Source organism: Oceanobacillus sp. FSL K6-0127 (genome assembly GCF_037983385.1).
In the GTDB taxonomy this organism is placed as follows: Bacteria; Bacillota; Bacilli; order Bacillales; family Amphibacillaceae; genus Oceanobacillus; species Oceanobacillus profundus.
This window is the reverse complement of record NZ_CP150287.1, coordinates 1,976,693-1,999,510: the sequence shown is the minus strand read 5'-3', so window position 1 is coordinate 1,999,510 and position 22,818 is coordinate 1,976,693. Positions and strand designations below refer to the sequence as shown.

19 protein-coding genes are annotated in these 22,818 nt (G+C 38.4%); 5 read left to right on the top strand and 14 right to left on the bottom strand.

The annotated features are described in order from the left end of the window. Positions 1 to 62: 62 nt before the first annotated feature. Positions 63 to 449 carry a hypothetical protein gene (locus MHH64_RS10015; RefSeq protein WP_095309561.1) on the bottom strand — a complete coding sequence of 129 codons (387 nt, stop codon included), beginning with the start codon at positions 447 to 449 and terminating at the stop codon, positions 63 to 65. A gap of 14 nt (positions 450 to 463) precedes the next feature. Next, a complete protein-coding gene (locus MHH64_RS10010) occupies positions 464 to 1,306 on the bottom strand; it encodes a YitT family protein (protein ID WP_095309563.1) in 843 nt (280 codons plus the stop codon). A 166-nt stretch (positions 1,307 to 1,472) separates the two neighbouring features. Between MHH64_RS10010 and MHH64_RS10005 the strand changes: the two genes are divergently transcribed. From MHH64_RS10005 to MHH64_RS09995, 3 genes are all read left to right on the top strand, one after another. Then, positions 1,473 to 2,339 carry a DegV family protein gene (locus MHH64_RS10005; protein WP_095309565.1) on the top strand — a complete coding sequence of 289 codons (867 nt, stop codon included), beginning with the start codon at positions 1,473 to 1,475 and terminating at the stop codon, positions 2,337 to 2,339. A 332-nt stretch (positions 2,340 to 2,671) separates the two neighbouring features. Next, positions 2,672 to 2,869, top strand: a complete 198-nt coding sequence (gene yppF / locus MHH64_RS10000; RefSeq protein WP_095309567.1) for a YppF family protein — start codon at positions 2,672 to 2,674, stop codon at positions 2,867 to 2,869. 116 nt (positions 2,870 to 2,985) lie between these two features. After that, positions 2,986 to 3,858: an SDR family oxidoreductase gene (locus tag MHH64_RS09995; RefSeq protein WP_118888738.1), complete on the top strand. Its 873-nt coding sequence runs from the start codon at positions 2,986 to 2,988 to the stop codon at positions 3,856 to 3,858. Between the two features lie 59 nt (positions 3,859 to 3,917). Here the strand turns inward: MHH64_RS09995 and MHH64_RS09990 are convergent, their stop codons facing one another. Both MHH64_RS09990 and MHH64_RS09985 read right to left on the bottom strand, forming a co-directional pair. Beyond that, positions 3,918 to 5,411 (bottom strand): alpha-amylase family glycosyl hydrolase, encoded by a 1,494-nt coding sequence (locus MHH64_RS09990; protein WP_340003175.1) that lies wholly within the window; start codon positions 5,409 to 5,411, stop codon positions 3,918 to 3,920. 168 nt (positions 5,412 to 5,579) lie between these two features. Further along, positions 5,580 to 5,954: a YisL family protein gene (locus MHH64_RS09985; protein WP_095309575.1), complete on the bottom strand. Its 375-nt coding sequence runs from the start codon at positions 5,952 to 5,954 to the stop codon at positions 5,580 to 5,582. Positions 5,955 to 6,175: 221 nt separating this feature from the next. On the opposite strand from MHH64_RS09985, the gene MHH64_RS09980 reads away from it, so the two are divergent. Beyond that, positions 6,176 to 7,366, top strand: a complete 1,191-nt coding sequence (locus MHH64_RS09980; protein ID WP_118888736.1) for an ornithine--oxo-acid transaminase — start codon at positions 6,176 to 6,178, stop codon at positions 7,364 to 7,366. A 68-nt stretch (positions 7,367 to 7,434) separates the two neighbouring features. Here the strand turns inward: MHH64_RS09980 and MHH64_RS09975 are convergent, their stop codons facing one another. The 7 genes from MHH64_RS09975 to MHH64_RS09945 all read right to left on the bottom strand — a co-directional run bounded on the left by MHH64_RS09975 (position 7,435) and on the right by MHH64_RS09945 (position 19,533). After that, positions 7,435 to 7,941, bottom strand: coding sequence for a GDYXXLXY domain-containing protein (locus MHH64_RS09975; RefSeq protein ID WP_303448007.1), 507 nt, complete (start codon positions 7,939 to 7,941; stop codon positions 7,435 to 7,437). A gap of 2 nt (positions 7,942 to 7,943) precedes the next feature. Next, the gene (locus tag MHH64_RS09970) at positions 7,944 to 9,146 is read right to left on the bottom strand and encodes a DUF2157 domain-containing protein (RefSeq protein ID WP_340003174.1); all 1,203 of its coding nucleotides are present in this window, start codon (positions 9,144 to 9,146) and stop codon (positions 7,944 to 7,946) included. A gap of 3 nt (positions 9,147 to 9,149) precedes the next feature. Further along, positions 9,150 to 10,328: a DUF418 domain-containing protein gene (locus MHH64_RS09965; RefSeq protein WP_340003173.1), complete on the bottom strand. Its 1,179-nt coding sequence runs from the start codon at positions 10,326 to 10,328 to the stop codon at positions 9,150 to 9,152. Positions 10,329 to 10,421: 93 nt separating this feature from the next. Then, positions 10,422 to 14,144 (bottom strand): helicase-exonuclease AddAB subunit AddA, encoded by a 3,723-nt coding sequence (addA, locus tag MHH64_RS09960; RefSeq protein WP_340003172.1) that lies wholly within the window; start codon positions 14,142 to 14,144, stop codon positions 10,422 to 10,424. Between the two features lie 102 nt (positions 14,145 to 14,246). Next, on the bottom strand, positions 14,247 to 17,714 hold the full coding sequence (gene addB, locus MHH64_RS09955; protein ID WP_340003171.1) for a helicase-exonuclease AddAB subunit AddB: 3,468 nt from the start codon (positions 17,712 to 17,714) through the stop codon (positions 14,247 to 14,249). Positions 17,715 to 18,265: 551 nt separating this feature from the next. Beyond that, a complete protein-coding gene (gene lepB / locus MHH64_RS09950) occupies positions 18,266 to 18,823 on the bottom strand; it encodes a signal peptidase I (protein WP_095309586.1) in 558 nt (185 codons plus the stop codon). Between the two features lie 53 nt (positions 18,824 to 18,876). Then, the gene (locus MHH64_RS09945; protein ID WP_095309588.1) at positions 18,877 to 19,533 is read right to left on the bottom strand and encodes a TVP38/TMEM64 family protein; all 657 of its coding nucleotides are present in this window, start codon (positions 19,531 to 19,533) and stop codon (positions 18,877 to 18,879) included. 305 nt (positions 19,534 to 19,838) lie between these two features. On the opposite strand from MHH64_RS09945, the gene MHH64_RS09940 reads away from it, so the two are divergent. Beyond that, a complete protein-coding gene (locus tag MHH64_RS09940) occupies positions 19,839 to 20,228 on the top strand; it encodes a hypothetical protein (protein WP_118888730.1) in 390 nt (129 codons plus the stop codon). Here MHH64_RS09940 and MHH64_RS09935 read toward each other — a convergent pair. The 3 genes from MHH64_RS09935 to MHH64_RS09925 all read right to left on the bottom strand — a co-directional run bounded on the left by MHH64_RS09935 (position 20,176) and on the right by MHH64_RS09925 (position 22,776). Beyond that, positions 20,176 to 20,694: a competence protein ComK gene (locus tag MHH64_RS09935; protein WP_095309592.1), complete on the bottom strand. Its 519-nt coding sequence runs from the start codon at positions 20,692 to 20,694 to the stop codon at positions 20,176 to 20,178. The genes MHH64_RS09940 and MHH64_RS09935 overlap by 53 nt on opposite strands. Before the next feature lie 273 nt (positions 20,695 to 20,967). After that, on the bottom strand, positions 20,968 to 21,963 hold the full coding sequence (locus MHH64_RS09930) for a lipoate--protein ligase (RefSeq protein ID WP_340003170.1): 996 nt from the start codon (positions 21,961 to 21,963) through the stop codon (positions 20,968 to 20,970). Positions 21,964 to 22,044: 81 nt separating this feature from the next. Beyond that, positions 22,045 to 22,776, bottom strand: coding sequence for an MBL fold metallo-hydrolase (locus MHH64_RS09925; protein WP_251660506.1), 732 nt, complete (start codon positions 22,774 to 22,776; stop codon positions 22,045 to 22,047). Positions 22,777 to 22,818: the final 42 nt, after the last annotated feature.

The window sequence follows — 22,818 nt, the reverse complement described above, 5'->3', positions numbered from 1 at the left end:
TACATAAAGCAAGAGGTTAACCAACCTCTTGCTTTAATAGTACACATTTCACGATACCGATTTTATTCCTTTTTTATATCAACTGGAATATAGTTCGGGTTTACAATTTCATCGTCCATATTTTTTCCATATAACATCATAATTGGTGGATTGTTACTTTCAATCACAGCCTCAGATAGCTTTTCTTTAATTTCAAATTCCACCCAATCACCTGATTTCTGTGCGATAGAAATTCGTTTTTCTTCAGAAATTTGCTCGTCCCCTTGTTCGATAACATAGAAAAATTCCCCTTCTGTCGCAGCAACTTCACCGGTTAACACAAATTCATTTGCATCTGATACAACATCAATATTTTGAAATACGATTGAATTATTATTTTCTGCTGCTTGATTTTCATTTCCACATGCCGCCAGCAAAAAAACTATAATTATAAGCATGAAATATCTCATTTGTCATTCTCCTATCAATCACGTCTGAAAGAACCAAACACACCTGCAGTTTCCACAACATTTGTAAACGCAGTTGGATCTACCTCATTAATTATTTTTTCTAAGTCATATAACTCATAACGTGTAATTACAAGATACATTACACTTTTGTCTGCTTTCGTGTAAGCTCCCTTTGCAGGCAAAATTGTTATACCCCGAATCATTTTTCGATGAATTGCTTCCTGTAATTCATCTGCTTTAAGTGTAACAATCCATGCTGTAACTTTCTCATGTCGTGTATGAATCGCATCAATTACCCGTGTCGATACATATAACGTAACCATTGTGTACAACGCATTCTCAGGTTCGTATAAAATTCCAGCAAACAAAATAATGACGGCATTCATCACTAAAAAGTAATTACCAATCGGCTTATCCTTCAAGCGCGATAAAATCATCGCTACAATATCCATCCCTCCAGTAGAAGCACCGATTTTTAGTGTGATACCTACTCCAACGCCACCAATAACCCCACCAAATGCTGCGTTCAATATAATATCACCAGAAAGCTCGATTACAGGAATAACCTCTAAGAAAAGCGTGGAGAAGAATACAGAGATAATGCTGTAAATCGTAAAACCTTTACCAACTTTATACCAGCCTAAAAGTAAAACCGGAATATTTAGTACAAAAAGCAAGATCCCTGTACTGATACCAATTCCGATAAAATCATTAAACACACTTGATAGCAGCTGGGCTGCCCCGGTAAACCCACTTGCATATACATTTGCTCCAATTAAGAAAAAGTTTAACGAAATTGCATTTAATAACGCACCGAATATCACAACAATTATGCGTTTTGCTTCCATCATAAACATAGTAGCACTTCAACCTCCTCTTTAATATACTTCATACACCTTTAGTAGTAATTTCAACCATCTTCAATATTGTAGATAATTCTAACTATTACTGGATTATACTTTGACTAAAGCACTAGATAGCTATAAACTAGACATAGAAAGAATTTAGAATGTAGGTGAAAAAATGACGATACAAATTCTCGCTGACTCAGCAAGTGATTTATCATTGAAACATTATAACGAATTTAACATCGAAATGGTATCATTAACCGTTCATTTAGAAGAAAAAGAATACGAAGACGGAAAAACTATTGAACCTAAAAGTGTCTATAACGCAATGAGAGATGGGAAATCTCCGAAAACTTCTCAGGTCTCACCACAAACATTTAAATCTGTTTTCACGACTTATGCCAAAGCAAATAAGCCTCTGGTTTACATTGCTTTCTCTTCTGCTCTATCAGGTACTTATCAAACTGCTAAAATGATGGAACAGGAAGTAAAGGAAGAATACCCGGATGCGCCCATTCACATTATCGATACTAAATGCGCCTCAATTGGATATGGGCTCGTTGTCCTGCACGCTGCAAAACTTGCACAAAATGGTGCCAGCTTAGAAGAAATCATGGAAGCCGCTACCTATCAAGCTGAACATATGGAGCATATTTTTACGGTAGATGATTTAGAATACCTATATCGCGGTGGGCGTGTCAGTAAAACTGCAGCATTTGTCGGTACATTACTTAAAATCAAACCTTTACTCCATGTTGAAGACGGGAAATTAATCCCGCTTGAAAAAATTAGAGGCTCAAAAAAAGTACTTGGCAGAATGCTTGAACTCATGGAAAAACGTGGAACTGATTTTCAAAATCAAACGATCGGTATTAGTCATGGTGATGCCCTTGAAACTGCTGAAAAGCTAGCTTCCATGATCAGTGAAAAATTTGGTGTAGAAAAAGAAAACATTCTGATTGAGATGGTCGGTTCTGCAATCGGTTCGCATTCAGGACCCGGAACTATCGCGTTATTCTTCTCAAACAAACCAACCAAATGATAATCTTAAAGTCTGTTCCAGTAAAATGGGAAAGGCTTTTTTTATTACCTTAAATTGATACGTTTAAAATATAGAATGGGAACTAACTCCCAAACACATCAACTTAAAGAACAACAAGATTACCCTGAATAGGTCTAAATAAGGCGGATTATTACCATTGGTAATACAATCTATACTTTTTCCTGCGATCAATATAGTGTTTACAGTGTAGAGAATAACCGTGTAATGGAAGCTTTCCCATGCGACATCAAACAGCAGTAACTTGAAAAAGTAGTATGAATGAGCCTCCTTCAACATATGAATGTATAAATAACTTATGATGGAGGTTTTCCATGCTGAACGAATTATTGGACGCCTTTGAGATGGAACACAAATTTGCCCCGCAAACGATTGATAATTTATTAGACTATTGCCAGAAAAAATATATCCATGGCGAAATTGACTTTAAAACATATCGTGCGTTTTATAATTGTTTGCATGAAAAGGGTGCTGTTTCTGCACATGAAATATCAATTGAGAAAAAAGTTTAACCGTATCCATTGTTTGTAATTCCCAATCTCAAGTCTTCCTAATCTATTTTCCATGATTGAAATTCCACGATCCGGGTACATTGTTAATAAGCAATTTTCAAGGAGGAACTTTTATCATGGAAATGGAACAAAAAAACGGAACACAAACCCCTCCGGCTCAAATACAACACAAACAGCCCGGAATTGAAGCAAAAATGAATCCAGAACCAGCATATATTCGAAATGAATACAAAGGCAGTGATAAATTAAAGGATAAGGTTGCCATTATTACTGGCGGTGACAGTGGAATCGGTAGATCCGTAAGTGTACACTTTGCAAGAGAAGGTGCATCCGTTGCAATTATTTACTTGGATGAACATGAAGATGCGAATGATACAAAAAGACTGATTGAAAATGAAGGTCAGAAATGTATTTTAATTAACGGCGATATTGGGAATCAATCATTTTGTGAGGCTGCTGTTACCGAGGTATTAGACACATTCGGTAAAATTGATATACTCGTTAATAACGCTGCTGAACAGCACATACAGAATAGTATTATGGACATTACAAGTGAACAACTGGAAAAAACGTTCCGAACCAATATTTTCAGTATGTTTTATCTGACAAAAGCTGTATTACCGAACCTAAAATCAGGTAGCAGCATAATTAATACGTCCTCGATTACCGCTTATAAAGGAAATGTAGATTTAATTGATTATTCTGCTACAAAAGGAGCGATTACTTCCTTTACAAGATCGCTTTCCGGCTCCCTCGTTGATAAAGGCATTCGAGTGAACGGGGTTGCACCAGGGCCCATTTGGACACCTTTAATCCCAGCATCCTTTACGGAGGATAAAGTAAGTAATTTTGGTGCAAATGCACCAATGAAGCGACCTGGTCAGCCACAAGAATTAGGACCAGCGTATGTCTATTTAGCAAGTGAAGATGCAAGCTATATTACTGGCCAAATGATTCACATTAATGGCGGTACAATTGTAAACGGCTAACTAAATTCGACAAAGCTCTCCAGGAACGTTCCTTTTGGAGAGCCTTGTCCATATGTCAATTACATGTTCGACTTCTTTTGTTTAGCACTTAAGAATATAATTGCCCCAATAAACAAAACAAACACACCGACGACAAACCCGATAAATAACCAATTAAAGCCTGCGTCTGTTTGAACGGTATACACTTCAGCACTCTCCCGCGCTAAACCAATTCGGTAATCCCCATTTTCATTTTCTCTTACTAGATTATCACCGAGATATCCTCTTAACTCCATATTTGAAGGTATGTCTGAAACATCAACATATGCTGACTCACTACCATTGTTAATTGCGATATACATTGTTTCATCATTATAGGTTCGTTTAAAGACGCTTAGCGCACCAGAAGAATCAACGATTTCAAAATCACCATACCGCAGCACTGGAAACTCATTGCGTAATGCTGAGATTCGATTATGGAATTCCTTTAAATCTGGTTCTCCACTATTAAATGGTACTAAACGCTGGGATTCCTCTGCTTCTGTGCCATACATCGGAAGTTCACTTCCCTGAAGCAACATTGGCACTCCTGGTGTTGTATACATATAAGTTAATGCCAATGACCACGTTGTTAGCGTATTTCTTCCATTCTCAGAAAATTTCTGTGTAAAGCGTTCTGAATTAAAATCATCCATATACAATAAAGGCTGCTGATTTTTTGCTGTTTGCCATACTTCATAAATATTTTCCACCGCATTGTCTGGTTCAGCAAAAACCTCCACCATTGCATCATTTAAGCGCATATTGCCTACCGCATCCAATGCAGTGTCGTTTATTAATTCAGCATTATCCGCATCCGTAACGAGGATATCACCGAGCAGATAAAATTCAGGATTCAATTCTTTTATATACTGTGTAAAGCTCTCCAAAAATGTCAATGGTGCTTGATCAACTGCATGAAGCTTAAAGCCATCAATTGCTGTTTCCTCCATCCAATACGCAGCAACGTCTAGTAAATAAGCTTCCACCTCCGGATGCTCCAAATTTAAACGAACAGTGTTCTCCATCCAAGCCGGCTCTGTCAACTCATTGTCAATAAACCAATCTGCTTTTTCTGAATCATCGACGATTGGATGACTTGCAGCAACATAATTCGTAACAAATTCTATAACTACTTTCATATCACGATTATGTGCTTCTTCAATCAACGTATGTAAGTCTTCCATTGTTCCAATATGATCTTCCACCTGATAAAAATCTTCAATCCAATAGCCATGGAACCCATTGTCACTATTTTCCATCAAAGGGGATAAAGAGATTGTTGTAACCCCAATTTCCTGTAAGTCATCGAGCTTTGCAATTACTCCTTGAAGGTCCCCTCCGTGGTATGCTTGAGGATCATCAAGATTTACTTGAGTATCATTAGTCGGTGTGCCATTATTGTAACGATCAATCAAAATGTTATATATAATTTCATCCTCTAGTCCCCGTTCTCTTTCAGCTGCAACATTGGGAACAAATGTCATAAAAGCTATTAAACCTACTGCTAAAAACACCCCTGCTATTTTTTTCATAAATAATCCTCCATCGCTTTTCAAGCTGTAAACTATCTCTTTACTTAATTATTAAGGAAGGAGAAAAATAGTCAATCCCATTGCTTGGATTGTTGAAAAGCCTTCACATTATTGGGTTAAATACATTTAAAAAGACTGCCCAAAATGGACAGCCTTTTACCTTCGCTATTAAAAATAAAAGCCCATTGGCAAACGGAAAAAGCCAAGTACGAGTACAATGAGAAGTGCAATCCAAAATTGTATCCAAACACCTTTTGTTGGTTTTCCTTTGCCTAACTTTACAAGAATCATTTCCATTGCTGCAATAAGCCAGATTCCTGCAGCTCCCTTTGTAGCAGCTTCAGCCGGATATGGCATTTGATAGCCGCCACTGAAATAATCCAACACGAGTACAATACCTGTATACAGAATAAACAGATAAACTAGACGTAAGATCATGTGAACGATTTTCGCTGGTTTTGCTTTTCCTTGTTTTTGCATTACGATTGCAACGATGAACAAAATTAATCCTAATACCCATCCTGTAATGTGCATATGTGTCATTAGTATACTACCTCCTTATATCAGCATTTAAGGTTGTCCAAAAAGGTGTTAAAAATCTTCCTTTTGCACACATCGTTTAGAGCTGATATACCGATTTCTATTCGTATCATATCATGGAACTAAGAATAATTCATTTATTTGCTCTAAGGAGAAGTAATTCAATTCTAAAGCTGTTATACTAAACATGGTGTTTAAATTTTCCAATAATGGAGGGTCAAAATATGAGAAGTCAAGAGATTATCGACCAGACACAACAATTCGGTGCGAAGAACTATCATCCCCTTCCAGTAGTCATTTCAAAAGCAGAGAATGTTTGGCTCGAGGATCCAGAAGGAAATCGTTATTTGGATATGCTGAGCGCTTATTCAGCCGTTAATCAGGGGCACAGGCATCCTAAAATTATTGCAGCATTAAAAAAGCAGGCAGACAATGTCACTCTAACATCTAGGGCGTTTCATAATGATCAATTAGGACCGTGGTATGAAAAAATTTGCAAGCTGACAAATAAAGATATGGCACTTCCAATGAATACTGGAGCCGAAGCAGTGGAAACAGCAATTAAAGCTGCAAGGCGCTGGGCGTATGATGTCAAAGGAGTAGAAAATAACAAAGCTGAAATCATCGCTTGCGAAGGCAACTTTCATGGTCGAACAATGACAGCGGTTTCTTTATCTTCTGAACTTGAATACCAACGCGGCTTCGGGCCAATGCTCCCAGGGATTAAACTAATCCCGTACGGAGATATTGATGCTCTAAAGAATGCTATCAATGAGAATACGGCTGGTTTTCTTTTCGAACCAATTCAAGGAGAAGCCGGGATTATTATTCCACCTGATGGATTTCTAAAAGAAGCTTATAACGTGTGCAAGGAAAATAATGTCCTATATATTGCAGATGAAATTCAATCGGGACTTGGTCGAAGCGGAAAGCTATTTGCTTGCGACTGGGAGCATGTTTCTCCAGATATTTTAATTCTCGGAAAAGCCTTAGGTGGCGGCGTTTTCCCAATTTCCTGTATCGTTGCCAATAATGACATTCTTAGCGTGTTTAATCCTGGTTCACACGGTTCTACTTTTGGCGGGAACCCACTTGCTTGCGCTGTTTCCATTGCATCATTAGAGGTTCTGGAAGAAGAAAAGCTCGCTGATTGGTCCCTTGAGATGGGTAATCATATGCTCAATGAGCTTAGAAAAATTAATAACCCAATCATAAAGGAAGTACGTGGTAAAGGGTTATTTGTTGGTGTCGAGCTTACTGAAAGCGCTCGCCCATATTGCGAGGCATTAAAAGAGAAAGGTCTATTATGTAAAGAAACACATGAAAATGTCATCCGCTTTGCCCCTCCGCTTGTCATTTCTAAAAAAGACTTAGAGTGGGCTATAGTTCGAATCAAGGATGTACTGCAGCCTTAAAAAATAACATTAAAAATCACAGAAATGTCGATACATCAACGTTTCTGTGATTTTATTTTCAAGCTATTTCAGTTTTCTATATCGGTCACCTTTTTTTGCCCCCATGGCGCAAGCTGTATGGTGATTATTGATCGGTCTCTGACTGAACGATTAAAGTCAAAATCAGGATGAAACGATTCAATTCCATAGGTGACATGATATTCTTTCTGCATATCATTGTAATACTGATATCTCCCTTGGAGAACGATCTGGTCCTGTTCAGCATCTATTTTCTGATCGTTTGCTTTCACAATATGAAAGACACCATCCGAATCAGATTCGAGCAAGACATATATCTTCGTATTATAATCTACTTCTTCTGCAATTTCCCAAGCATCCTCTGCTATAAAATTAATCTCATAATCAATATATGTCATATGCTGATTATAGCTTCCATACGTATCCGTCATTTCCTCATGCTTACTAAGCAATTGTACCGTACGTCCATAATCATCGATAAAATAATATTGTACGCCTAAGAGAAAAAGTATCGCAATTTGCAGCAAAAGCAGGAGATAGAATAAGAAACGTTTCATGCTTACTCGCCCCCCTTTTGCTTATCAACAATTGTACGACGCTGTTTCTCGATTAAAAAACTAATTAAAAATAATAGAATTCCTCCAATTAAAAAGAAAAGTGACTTATTCATCGCATCCCATGCAAATTGAATATACACCGTGAAAACACTGACTAAAAACGAGATCGTTCCAATTAAAATATACTCACTATTGTCCTGCTTATAGCCAATAAAGAGCCAGACAAGCGAAAATATAAATAGAACAATCAAACTCATACCATATGAAAATGGTATAAACGCGATTGGTAAGAATAAAACGAAGTCAATCAGCTGATAGCTTCGATTATCTATTATTTTTATAGCTATTGCTGCACCAAACAACACGAACCAAACTATTATAAAGCTCCATTGAAGGGTTAGATCATCCATGTAAAATTCGTCTTGGAGAATAAAAGTTTGGTACATCCCGAATATAAAAATGGCAAGTAAGCTGATCATTTTAAATGGCTTCCGATAAACTTGTTCTCTAATCAAATCACCAGCAACATACAAAATTAAAAAGTACAAAATCAACCAATAATACTGCTGGGACGCTGCAAAAACAAGCGTTAATAATTGCAAAACAAAGCTTATACTAAACAGGTAGCTGAATAAATAATTCCGATGGTGATAGACAAAATGACCAAAACCGAGCAGTAATAGAAACAGCAGAATCCAGCTAAAAGCTGAATTAATACTCGCATTGTATAGTTGGCCAATCGTTGTTACTGCAATTGCAACTGAAAACAATAATTTATGCTCATATATAAAATAGACGCCAAGACCTACAACTGCCCATATGATAAAGGGCCAAGCAAATGTCACTTGAATGTTGTAAATATCAATAGCTAATAGCATTCCCGCCCCGAAAGCAATATAGCCAAGCACAATAAAGCTGATTGCTATTAAATCTGCACTTTTTCGGTAACGTATATCTCCTAATACATAGAGCACAGTTGTTACGCTTGCAAGGATAACAATCCTTGATAAATGCGGTTCCCGCGCCCAGTCAGACATAATAAATGTCAAAAATCCGAGTGCCATTAGTAAAATAGCAAATAGAAGGATAATTGAATTTGGTCCACTTTTAGAATAGCGTTCTATAATCTTATCGTATTGCTCGTCAGAAATAATACCTTCTTCCACCCATGCTTTCGCTTCTCGTTTTAGCTTTTGCCTATTCATCTGTCAACCCTCCAGCTTTCGTAATGGCTGTCGCTTTCCATAGGTTAAACTACGCCATAGCCACTCAAATGGTCCAAACCGAAATCGCCTTAACCACCAGTTGCTAAGAAAGATTTGACCAATAAAAACAACAAGCACCATTCCTACTCCAGCTAGCGGACGAATCGAACCATATAAACCAAAACCAATACCATAAAAAAGAATAAAGCAAATTATTGACTGCATGAGGTAGTTGGTTAATGCCATTCTTCCAACTGCCGCAAAGGGCTGGATGATTTTCTGTCCAATTTTTCGCTGCGCTATAAACGTTATTGATATAATATAAAATATGGCCGAAAATGTCCCGCCAACATTATCCTGAAGGTAGGATAGCCAAAGTGGATTCCCAACGAGATACGGCCCAATTTTTAACCCTATAAAACCAATGAGTGACACCAGCCAAAGCTTTCTCAAAATGGTTTTATGCTTCTCTGGCTCATGCAGCCAGCGCTTTCTTGCGATATACATGCCGAATAAAAATAATGGGAGTAATACCATAATAAGAAAGAAGAACCCTATTCCGCCATTGGCGTTCATCCAATCATTGTAATTTTGCTCCCAAATCGTAATAAGGCTCTCGCTTTGATAACTTGTAATAGCTTGCGTAATAGCGAGTTGGTTTGACCCTCCTAAAGCACTTCGCGTTCCATATAAAGCAAATGATAATAAACCAACACTTCCACCTAAAAGAGCTGCTCCCCATGCAAGCAAGGATGTATTGCTAGCTTTTAGAAACAATAGTAATAGCAGACCAATAAGACCATAGGATAGTAAAATATCTCCGTGCCAAATAGCAAATGCATGGATTACTCCGAACCCTACTAATATCGTTAACCGTTTCGCCAAAAAGCGGCTTACACGAATATTTCGTTCAACTAGCCTATCCTTCAGCAATTGGATTCCAAAACCAAATAAAAGTGAAAACAGCGTATAAAAGCTTGCTTGAAAAAACATATCAATCAATGCTTGTGTATAGCGGTCAGCGGTAGAATTCCACACCGCAGTTGCACCACCATAGATAAAGTAAGGAGCTGAGAAAGCTCCAATATTTACAATGAATATACCGAAAATAGCAAAGCCTCGTGCAGCATCGATTGCTGCAAGCCGATTCTTCTCTTTAGTTGGTGCTGCATTTATATCCATCATCGATATCCTTTCAATTCCGGTTTCTATCTAAAAAAACTAGCATGTAGTGAGAATTATCCCCCACTACATGCAATTTCAAACCAATTGTGATTACACTTCGAGCAATAGATCCTTAGCAAAGAAATACAAATACGTTTCCTTCACTGGTTCTTTCCAGATCGTTTCTAATGCTGTTCGGTAAAGCTTCATTTGTGTTTCATATCGACTTACTAATTGTACCTTTACCTCTTCTGTAACATCTGCTGTAATCGCATCTGTTTTATAATCTAAAATAATCCAGCCATCATCACTTTGAATTACGCAATCAATCACACCCTGAATCAATACTTGCTCATCTGTCTCACTTTCCCAATTTGCATAAACCTTGCTTGCAGGCAACGTTAAACTAAACGGAATTTCACGAATGACCTGTGGACTTTCCATTATCCGTTCGGCAATTTCAGAATGGAAAAACTGCTCAATGGCTTCACTGTCAATTACAGAAGCTTCTACACGCGTCAATATTTCTTTATCAGCCAACATTTCCACTGTTTCCTCGATTTCCTTTTTCTTCAGTAGTTTACGTATTGGCAAATGCTGCATGACCGTATGCAAGGCTGTCCCTTTTTCTGCAGCTGTTACCTGTCTTTCCTGCTGCATGAAATTTGGCCGCTTAATAATTGGCGCTCGGAAGGCTTGTACAAAGCGATCATCACTATATTCGTCCTTCATTTCCTGCTGACGCTTCAATTCTGTAACAGACTGCTTTGCACGTGACCTTGCCGCTTCGCTAAATGGATAGTGATAGGATAAACGTTCATCAACAAATTTTTCTAATGTTTTATCCCCGATGTGTACAGGCTGCCATTCGTTAATCTTCTCTTTTAAATTCAAATCTGTTTCGACTGTTCTTTCTTCCAAATTTGTCAATTCACTAGCATGGATAATCGAAATATCCCACTTTGATGGATCTGCTTTGATTTCATCTAAAACACCATTGCCGATTCCCTCTTCACGAAGCACCTCTGATTCTTGGTGACGGATGAGAGCTGGTCCAACCCAGTCCAAGTATGTTTTCGATTCCGCTCGGAAGTATGCTGGCAGTACCCAGTCTGGATGATTTTGTATTTTTTGCCATTTTTGCAGCTTTTTCTCAACAGATGCTACATTCCCAACCATTACTAATTTCTCCTTTGCTCTTGTCAAAGCTACGTAAAGCACTCGCATTTCCTCTGCAAGCAGCTCCCTTCGCATTTCCTCCTTAAAAGCATGATAAAATAGTGTCGGATAGGTGATGCGCTTGATTGGATCAATATACTTACTCGCTAACCCTAAATCTTTATGCAGTAAGTATTTTTGCATTAAATCCCGCTGATTAAACAGCTTGTCCATTGCACCAACAATAACAACCGGAAATTCCAGCCCTTTACTCTTATGAATCGTCATGATACGCACAACATCTTCTTGTTCACTAAGCGCCCGAGCTGACCCTAAATCATCGCCACGCTCTTCCATTCTTTCAATAAATCGGAGAAAACGGAATAGTCCTCGGAAGGAAGTTGTTTCATAGCCTCTTGCCCGATCATAAAGTGCCCTTAGATTCGCCTGACGCTGTCTTCCACCTGGCATCCCACCAACAAAGTCATAGTAGCCTGTTTCCCGATAAATATCCCAAATCAACTCTGATAATGCACCTTGTCTGGACGCTAAGCGAAATTGTTCAAGCTGTTCTAAGAACCGATTTAATTTCGTGGCCGTTTCATTTGTTTGCTGTTTTGAATAGGAAAGGACAGCTTCGTAAAAAGAATCCTGTTTTGCTGCTAGACGTATTGCAGCAAGCTCATCCTCATTTAAACCAACTATCGGTGATTTTAAAACCGAAGCGAGTGGAATATCCTGCCTTGGATTATCAATCGCCTTCAACAGACTAAGCATTACCTTTACTTCAATCGCTTCAAAATAACCTGTTGAAAGCTCTGCATAGACTGGAATTCCTTGCTTTTTCAGCTCATCTACAATTGTTGGTGCCCATGTCATCGAGCGCATTAAAATCACGATGTCGCGGTATTGCAGATCTCGTTGTGATTGGGTCGCTTTATCAACAACCTGCATTGGCTTAGTGCCTTCTTTTGTACCAATCCAAGTTTTAATTTTTTCTGCATACGCTCTTGCCTCTAACTGCGCCTTTTCTAAATCCTGAAAATCTTCTTCTTCATCTGATACCTCGGCATGCCCTTCCCCTGTTTCTCGATCAATTAACAGCAGCTCGGGAAAAGGTTTATCAAACGGCATATCCTCATACATTTTATTTCCATAGATCAGCTCAGCATCCTGATCATAATCAATCTCACCAAGCTCTTCATTTAAAATTTGTCTAAATATATAGTTCGCACCAATTAAAACCTGTTCCCTGCTGCGGAAATTACTTGCCAAATCAATTCGTTTTGCTTGCTCTTCTTCTCGTGCAAATCGCTTATACTTTTCGATAAAAAGGGATGGTTCTGCATGGCGGAACCGATAAATACTTTGTTTCACATCCCCTACCATAAACATGTTTCCATCCTCTGAGCGATCGCTAATCAATGTCAAAATCGTTTCCTGAACAAGGTTTGTATCTTGATACTCATCAACTAGAACCTCGCTGAACTGCTTTTGAAACCCGATCGCTACGTTTGATGGGATGATGTTATCTGCTGTCGATGCCTCGCTGGCAAGCAGCTGCAAGCAATAATGCTCTAAATCCGAGAAGTCCACCAATGCTTTCTCACGCTTCAGTTCAGTAAATCGGTTTTTAAATTGTTTTACGAGCTCTGTCAACTGTTTAATTACTGGTGCAAGCTCACGCATATCCTCGATATGACTGGATAAATTCCGCCTGAACCATTCGCTGTTCATATCGTCCCAGCGTTTCTTGTAGCTTTTTCTTAGCTGTTTCACTTTTTCCTTCTTTTGCTCATTACAGTCAGCTTTTTTCCCCGAAAGCCTGCCGAAGGACTTCGATGACATGAACTGCTGCAATTCATCCCATGAATCAACCAAATTCATTGCTTCATGCAACAACGCAATTTCCGTATCAATCGTATCCGCATAATGGTATGGTCCATCATTTTCCCGGGTTATGCTTAAAGCAAGCTCCATTTCTTGACGGATTGCTTCAAACTGGTTGTTCACTTCCCGTTTTATTATCGTTAACCAAGCTAAATCCTCCTCTTTCCAATCCTCCGGAATATGATAGGATTCAGCTAACTTATCTAGCCATTTTTCTGGCCATGGATTCTGTGTTGCAAATGTGTATAAATCCAGGATTAAATTTTCCACTTCAAGGTCGCTTCGATCATTAGAAAAACGGTCGACAACCGCGAAAAACGCTTGTTGTTCCCCCGGTTCAGCCCCATACCATTCTTCAAATAAATCCTCCAAAACTTCCTGCTTGATAAGATCCCCTTCCATATCATCGGCAATTCGAAAAGATGGATCCATATCAATCAAATACGCATATTTTCGAACGACATCAAGGCAAAAGGAGTGCAAGGTGGAAATGGAAGCACGCTGCAATAAGGAAAGCTGTTTCTTTAAATGCATGGATGTCGGATTTGCTGCTAATGCTTTTTCAAGTGCAATTCCGACCCGATTACGCATCTCCTGCGCCGCAGCATTCGTAAATGTCACGACAAGCAAAGAGTCGATATCAACTGGATTGCTTGTAGATAACAGCTTTTTAATAATCCGTTCGACGAGTACGGCTGTTTTTCCAGAACCCGCTGCTGCGGCTACGAGAATATCGCTTCCGGCAGTATAAATCGCCTCTTCCTGTTCCTTTGTCCAATTAACCATATGTTCACTCCTCTCTTAGTTTTTTAGAAAACTTTGTATGCACCAAGCCTTTCGGTGAAATCTAAAGTTGCACTTATGCAAATTGGTAAGTTTTATACTTACTTATTTGCCCAAAATATCCTGTTCTTTTATCTCTTTAAGCTTCCGGTAATTATTCTCTCGTAATTCTGGATCAAATTGACAAACCGAATGAAACGGACAAAATGTACATGCAATCTGCTCTTTATGCTGGTATGGATTTAAATCCACGCCACCAGATGTCATATCAAGCCCTGCGTTTCGCATTAATTGATGAATATGATGTTGTAAGCTGGAAAACGTTTCTTGATCCGCAATTTTGGAATAACCATAAAACCCGCCATTCTTTTTAATACCAGCAGGTACAATTTGACTGGATCCTGACTCCAGTGAATTGTCCATCATTTTGACAATCTCTTCATCAGATAAAAGCAAGCCTTGCATTTTATAATTTTTAAAGATTTCTTCACTAATTTGATCATCATTCATTTTTTGTTTACTTGAAATCATTGGATTATGGACATGGAAATAAAGAACACCTGCTGGGCTCGCTTTCGTGCCAAGCCACTGTTCCGAATGCGTTAAGACGACATCTAAATAAGCAAGCATCTGTAATGCAATACCATAATAAACCTCCATTAGATTTAAGCCTTTCGCACTTGATTTATAATCAATAATTCTCAAATATAGATTATCTTCATTCAAAGCCTTATCGACACGGTCAATTCTTCCGCGAAGCAAAAGCTCATATCCATTCGACAATTGCATTTTTAATGGTGGAAGCTTTTCCTTGTCACCAAAGCCAAGCTCTAATCCAACTGGTGAGAAATTGCTCTGTCTTGCTTGTTCACTTAGAATATAGGTAGCTCTCGCGATAACCTCCTGCAGTTTTTGCTGAATATATTTATATCGATTCGAGCTGTGAAGAATTTGATGCTGTAAAATAGGAGCAAGATTAAATACAGCCTTCCCGGCATAGCCATCTGCATCTTTTTTCGTTAGCTGTGCAAAGTCTTTTCCTTCACCTTGAATCCAATCGGTAATGATTTTTAACGCTTCATGGAAAAGCTGACCAATATCTGGCGCATCTAATTTATACGTCCTTCGTTCATCTAGCTTCAAGCTATATTTCGCAAAATGCTGATACGAGCATCTGTAATATGTCTCCAGTCTGCTTACACTTGCCTTCACTTGTTTCGGATAAAGCTCTTCCACTGTATCCTTCGCTAGATTGCTAGGTTTATTTTCATAATATAAGCTTTGTAATATCTTATAGGTTGTACTATATTTTGGCTGATGTTCCACATACCAGTTATACACTTCCCACCAGACAGGCTGTATTGGATAGCCTTTTTGGCTTCTTGCCAATTGTGCTGTCAATGCCGATCTTGTTTTTACTGGTGCCGTGATAAAGCGTTCTGCTTCTGCTAATTCATCCGGATCCTGCAGTAATAAATGATTACAGCAAGACGGGAATAAATCTTCAATACGCTTAATAAGCTGCGATGGCATTTTGGCCTTCCCTTCCTCATCACTCAATGGATAACTAATCATCAGCCTGTCTTGTGCAGCTGTAAACGCAATATACATATAAAACCAATCATCTAATAATTGACGCTTTCCGCTTTCCGCTAGCTTCATACCATTTTCTGCTAAAAGTGCTCTTTCTTCTTCATTAATCATGCTATCAGCTGGCGGCTTCAATGGCCAAATTCCATCGTTTACACCGAGAAGAAATGCACATTGCACCCCACTAAGCCGTGAACGATCAACTGTCCCGACAATAACATGATCCATGCTTGGAGGTACATGGGCAAATTTTAGCGTTTCAAATCCAGCATCAAGCGTTGCCCGGAAAGTTGCCAATTTCATCGGTTCATCTCCAGCCATTTCCACCATCTCATCAAATAACTGAATCACCGCTGCCCAGACCTGTTCCTGCTCTCTTCCTTTTTCGATTTTGCCATGTTCATCATAATAAGTTCGCATTTCTTCCAGGCGCTTCGGAACACCAAGCTTTTCTAGTAGCAAATAGGTTATTTCAGATAATTCTCTTACAGTAGCCGCTTTTCTTATCTGTTCATCAAATGGCTGTAATGCCTTTACAATTTGCGCTCGGTATGCATTAATCCTCTCCTGGGTTTGTTTTTCCATATCGGTTTGCACATTATTGTCAAAACCGCGGAACCTTTGAAACTTCCATTCCTCATCACTAAACCAACGTTCTCGTGAACGAATTCCATATTCTAATACGTAATTCTCTAACTCATCAATTGCATCATTTGTTAAAGGAAATTTTTGGTTTGATACTGGAATAAACCCTGTTTTTAACACACGGAAAACAGCATCATATCGCCAGTTTCCTTCGACGATATCAAGCATGGAACGAATAAATTCTATCAATGCATGGTTCAGCATCGTTCTTTTTTCATCGATAAATACCGGGATATCATGGTCATCGAAAATTGTTTGAATTAAATCGTGATAAACATCTGTTTGCCTAATAAAAATAGCAATATCTTGAAAGCGATACTTCTCCTCTCGAACAAGGCGCAATATTTCCTGTGCAACCCCTTCTACCTCCGCGCGCGGGTGTACCGCTTCAGCTATTTGAATTGGCACTTCACCATGGAATTCAGGTGACGGCCTGACATCAAAATTTTGTTCTAAATGTGCAAAATACGGTCTATCCTTGAATCTGCCATTAGCTGGATGCATAACGATTGTTTCATCAACCATCACGTAATTCTCATATGCGATTTGCTTTAGGATATGATACGTTTCCGATGTTTGATGAAACAGGTCAAGCTCAGAAATCGTATCATTCGGATTATCAACTGCAAGTGTAATCGTAACCGAGTGACATTGCTTCATTAGGGCTTCAACAACAACAAGCTCATTTGGCGTAAAGCTGTGAAATCCATCAATATAAATTTCTGCATCTTTTAAAATCGATGATTCACCTATTTTCTCGGCTAATAGCTGTAATTGATCTTCTCCGTCCATGTAATGATCCTTTAATGCCGCAATAAGTTTTTCATAAATATATACTAAATCATCAAGCTTATTCACCAAAGCTACTTCACCAGGTTCTTTATGTACAAACTGGTTCATATGCTCCATTTGCATGTGTAAAATCTCTGGTGTTACTTGGTATCTCTTAAATTCCGTTATCATTTGCTCCAATTGATTCAGGAAGCCTTGTTTTTCCATTGCTTTTTGAAAAACCTGCCATTCTCCCTGCTTCTCTTCAATTATTTTGCGAAGCATCATTTGCAGTCCAATTGAGCTTATAAATTGTCTTGTACCTCCCCCCGTCTCTTGCAATATCCGCCATGCAAGTCGGGAAAAGCTTACTACCTGTGCACGTATGCTTCCTTTTATATGTTCATCATTAAACAATGCAAATTCCTGCTGAAATGTCATTTGGTCTGGAACGACATAAAATATTGGAGAACCTTGAGGATTTGCTAGCAGTTTCTCTTTGATTTCATCTAATGTTCTTCCGCTTTTCCCCGTACCAGATCTTCCCATGATAAATCGTAATCCCATTGGTGTTAGCCCTCCTTAAACTATAAAAGATTGTTGCTTTTTGACACAATAAATATAAACTTCGAATTAACTACTGAGGTATGAGTAAGCCCCACCGTCCGGGATCGCTTCGGGCGGATGCTTTCCGTGGGCACGGCTTCAGCCTCTTCGGAAGAAAATCACTTCCTACGAGTCTTCAGACACGTGCTGTTCCCACAGGAGTCACCGCCCTACGCTCACCCGGACTGGTTAGAGCAACGTTTTTGTTTCGATAAACATATTTGTAATAGCCAATGAGCCAGTATGAGCGGAGGAAACACACGTAGACTTCTGCGGGATACGTGGCCAGAGTGAGACTCTGAAGAACGGAGTTCAAAGAGGCTCACGGGTCACCCTAAGATGCGCGGAGTGTGTTTCCGGAGCGGGTATACGCACAACCCGTAATTGCACATTACCCCACAGTTTCTTCCAACTACGAAGCTTATGAAGCAACAAATTTCACAAAAACAGTCAAATAATAAATAGAGCTCCTACCTATTTTACCAAAAGTAGAAGCTCCAATATAGCTATAACTATTTACCAAAACTAAGCTTTGTCTGGGAGAGTGGCCAGTATTTAATATCTACCTTACCAACAAGCTGATCCATTGATATAAATCCAAATGCTCGGCTGTCATAACTGTCACCACGATTGTCTCCCATAACAAATAACTGATCTTCGGGAACAACTTTGTCTCCTGTTATTTCAGTAAGTGTAAAATTCTTTGTATATGGATGATTGTCACTCGCCTGTACATAACCATCTACTTGCAAGAATTTCTCTGGAACGTATTCACCATTAATGTACAGCTTATCGTTCGTATACTCAATCTCATCACCTGGCAAGCCAATGACTCGCTTCACATAATCATCTTCTTCATTCGCATGAAATACAATCACATCAAAACGACCTACATCTCTTATATTATATACAACTTTATTTACAATTAATAAATTTCCATCATATAACGTCGGCTGCATTGATTCACCATCAACAACATAACTTGCAAAGATGCTTGATCTGAGAATTACCGCAAATATAACTACAAGTATGACCAAAGGAACGAGTCTGCGATAATTAATTTTTTTCATCTTCATCTTCCTCCAGGATATTATATTCTTATCATACCCTAGAGGAAGCCCTTTTAATCTTTCTTCCTATCTTGACGAGCCTTATCCATAGCTTTTTTTTGTAATTTTTGCTCTAGATATTTTCCTAACATCCAAAAAAGGAAAATACCAATACCAACAACAATTGTTCGAACTGGATTTTTTGCGAATTCCATAATGCTGGAACCAACATAGGATATCGAGAAAATCATAACTGCTTTCCCTAGAAAAACAGCAAGAATAAATTGATGGGTACTAACTTTAGACAGCCCTGCGACAACATTAATAATAGCGGATGGCGAAAACGGAAAACAAAGCAGAAGAAACAGCGGGCCAAATCCATGTCTTTCCACCCATGCTGTAATCCTCTTTACTTGATTGTTTTTACGAATTTTTACAAACAGTTTTGTGTTTCCAAGCCTTCTGATAACAACAAATACAACGATTGCTCCACTACTGGCACCAATCCAGGAAAACAAAAATCCTTCCAGCAATCCATATGCCGCCGCATTACCCAGTACAAAAACGATTAACGGTAAGAAAGGCAAGAAAGCTTCTATAAATGGTAATATTATCCCTGGTAATGGCCCTAGTCCTTCATACTGTTCCAATAATTGCTCTATAAAATTTTCTAGTCCTTCCGTTTCAAGAACGTTTTTCCAATTAGAAAAAGTGATGTTTGACAAGTACATGTAGTCTAATTCCCCTCGTTAACAAAAGCAATTTTCGATTATAAAGCTGGGTGTTTAAAAAGTCCGATGATAGTGACACATTGAATTTTCCGGTTCTTTTCATTCACCTTTTTACTTTTACCTATAAATACAATTATCTCATTATATATTCTAAAGTAAACAATGAAAAATGCATAATTTAAAATTAGCTATTTGGCCACTTTCTTTTTATTACGCAAGTATTCTTATTTTGGTAGTGTAATTGCTTAAACTTTAGCATATAATAATAACGGAACTTATGTTCTTGTTTTAAAGGAGGTATCGAAATGCGCTATCTTTCAGATGAGGAATTGGAACTAGGCACGCGCTTTCTTTTTTTATCAATGGCAATAGTTGTCATCAGACAGGACATGGATCATATTCAACGTGGCGCCTTCAAAATAAAGGAGCCTTATATGAAACTTTTAACGAAGATGGAAGAAAAGGCAACCAATGAAAGAAGGGAACTACGTGCAGCAATGAAGCAGAAGAGAATGCAGGTAATTACATTAAATAAAAATGACTCGTTTTCTTCGTTCCTTTTTATTTGTCAAAATCGGGAAGAAAAGCGAAATTATTTCAACCCTGCAATTCGTAAAAAAGTGGAAGCTATTCTAGATGAACTCATTGGGAAGGATCTCCTACCGCACCAGTCTGATACTGCTGAAAGAGCCTAATTCGATGATCCAGCAAGTAGCGAAATTGAGCAGTGCGCTGTAATTGATTCATAATGGAACCATACGATGTAGCAATGATAATCTTTCTGCCATTTGTAAACTGAATTTCAGTATGTCTATCAGCAGCTTTTCTTATTTTATCTATATACGAATGCGCAATCCAAGAACATCTTCGATTGCTAGGTGAAGTAGTTGGGAAAAAGTACATTCCACTTGAAGGGTCGATGGAGATTGGTGCTTTATGGGTAATTCCGCTAATGTCTCTTGTTCCGTCCTGCCTGCCTTTTAGACTACTACCGAAAAAACGGCATGCGTTGTCAATGATTTTTGTGGGGGAGTGATCAACCACATATTCTGCATCCTCCTCTATTACACGTGTAACTGCATCACCATTTACGTCACGCAAAGATAAGATTGCCATTGTAACAGGAGTTATTTCATGAGAGGTAAAATAATAATTTTCCATTAATTGATTCTTCCTTTCTAAAAAATAAAAAGAAAGTGGCTCAAGGACTAATTTACCATATTTGTGTAAATAATGGTAGTGAAAAACCAAATATTGAGAAAAATTAACTTGGGATATAACAAAAGCACGGAGCGCCGGGTGCTGAAGCTGGATGTGGCTGTTTAGGCAGCTACGTTATCCACAGCTTTCACTTTTTATAGTGTCCTGACATTAAAAATTAAAAAATCCACCCCATACTTTCAATCAACGGGGAGGATTTTTTATGTTTTTTAATTAATAGAGTAAATTAATAAAATCTTCTTTGGAAATTCTTCCGAGGTAGTGCGATACATTGAAATCTTCTAATGCAGCTTCAATCGCTCTTCGTTCATGACGAATACCTTTTAGCTTATCTTCAAGCTCTGTCACACTTCCGACTCCAAAGAAATCACCATAAATCTTACAATTTTCAATGATTCCTTTTTTAACATCTAACCGGACATCTACAAGACCTGCATCAAACTTATACGTTTCCTGAACATTAAATGCCGGAGACTTCCCATAGTTCCATGCCCATTGCTGATAACGGTTTTTAGAGATTTCGTGAATCTTCTCCCAATCTTCTTCTGTCAATACATACTGTGGGACATCTTTTATATCCTCTACATCAAAAACATTTTTCAAGATGATTTCTTTGAATTGACCCATCGTAATCGGCTCGTCAAGATACTCTGCAACATTCGCGACTCGACTTCGAATAGATTTAATTCCTTTTGATTCAATTTTTATCTTTTTAACTTTCAATGCTTTTGTGAGTTCTTCCAGCTCAGAGTCCAGCATTAAGGTCCCATGACTGAACATACGTCCCTTTGTCGAAAACATCGCATTACCGGAAATTTTACGACCCTCTACTGCTAAATCGTTCCGCCCTTGCATTTCTGCTGGAACACCTAGTTTATTCAGCGCATCAACCATTGGTTTTGTAAATTTAGCAAAATTTTGAAAGCTGTTGCCATCATCCTTTGTTATAAAGCTGAAATTAAGATTTTGTTCATCGTGGTAAACAGCTCCACCACCTGAAAGACGACGTACAACTTTAATTTCTTTATCATCGACGTAGTCCGTATTGATTTCTTCAATCGTATTTTGATTTCTTCCAATAATAATAGACGGTTTATTCACATAGAATAATAGGTATGTATCCTTTTCACCAAAATTCTCAAGGACATATTCTTCAATAGCCAAGTTAACCATTGGATCTGTAATTCCTTTATTATCAATAAATTTCATTTATCGTTACCTCCTTCATTACCTCTACCATTAATTTTAAGCCAAAGGACCCAAGTAATCAATGGATATTGCTTATCACAATTAGCCTTTCCAGATTGTTCCTTCTTCTGCTAACCGTACATTTCCCTTATAATGGTTTTTCGCTTCTATCACTAATTGGTGAATATCGCCATATTGCGGTAAGTGACTAAGCATTAAGGTGTCTACTCCTGCAGCCTTCGCAATTTTTGCACCTTCCTCACTATTCATATGCCCTGCTTTTGTCCCGTCTTGTCCAGCATAATAATTACAATCAACAATCAATAGATCCGCGCCTTGTGCAAAATCCTTCCATTCTGATTTATAGCTTGTGTCTGCTGTATAGACAATAACATTTTCACCGTCAGTTATTCGCATACCGTAACATGTAACTGGGTGAACCGTTTCAAAAAACTGAATCGTAAAGGGTCCAAGTTTCAGTTCTTCTTTTGGATTGTACGGCATACCTTTTGTATAGTCATGTGTTAAAGCTTGAAAGCTAGCTTGATCTGCTGTATGCCCATAAATCGGTAAGCGTTTATTTACACCTTTAACGTAGTATTCAATTAACTTTGCATACTGAAGCACACCAACATCAGCAATATGATCATGATGATAATGCGAAATGATAACCGCGTCGAGATCGGCAACTGCTTTGTATTTTTGTAATTTCGACAGTGCCCCACTCCCAACATCGATCAACAGTGAAAAACCCTCTTTTTCAAGTAAATAAGATGAGGTTGCACCATCCCTTGCTGGGTACCCACCCCAGCAACCAATAACCGTTAATTTCATAAAAAAACACTCCTGTTATAAAATTTGTTGTAACACAGCATT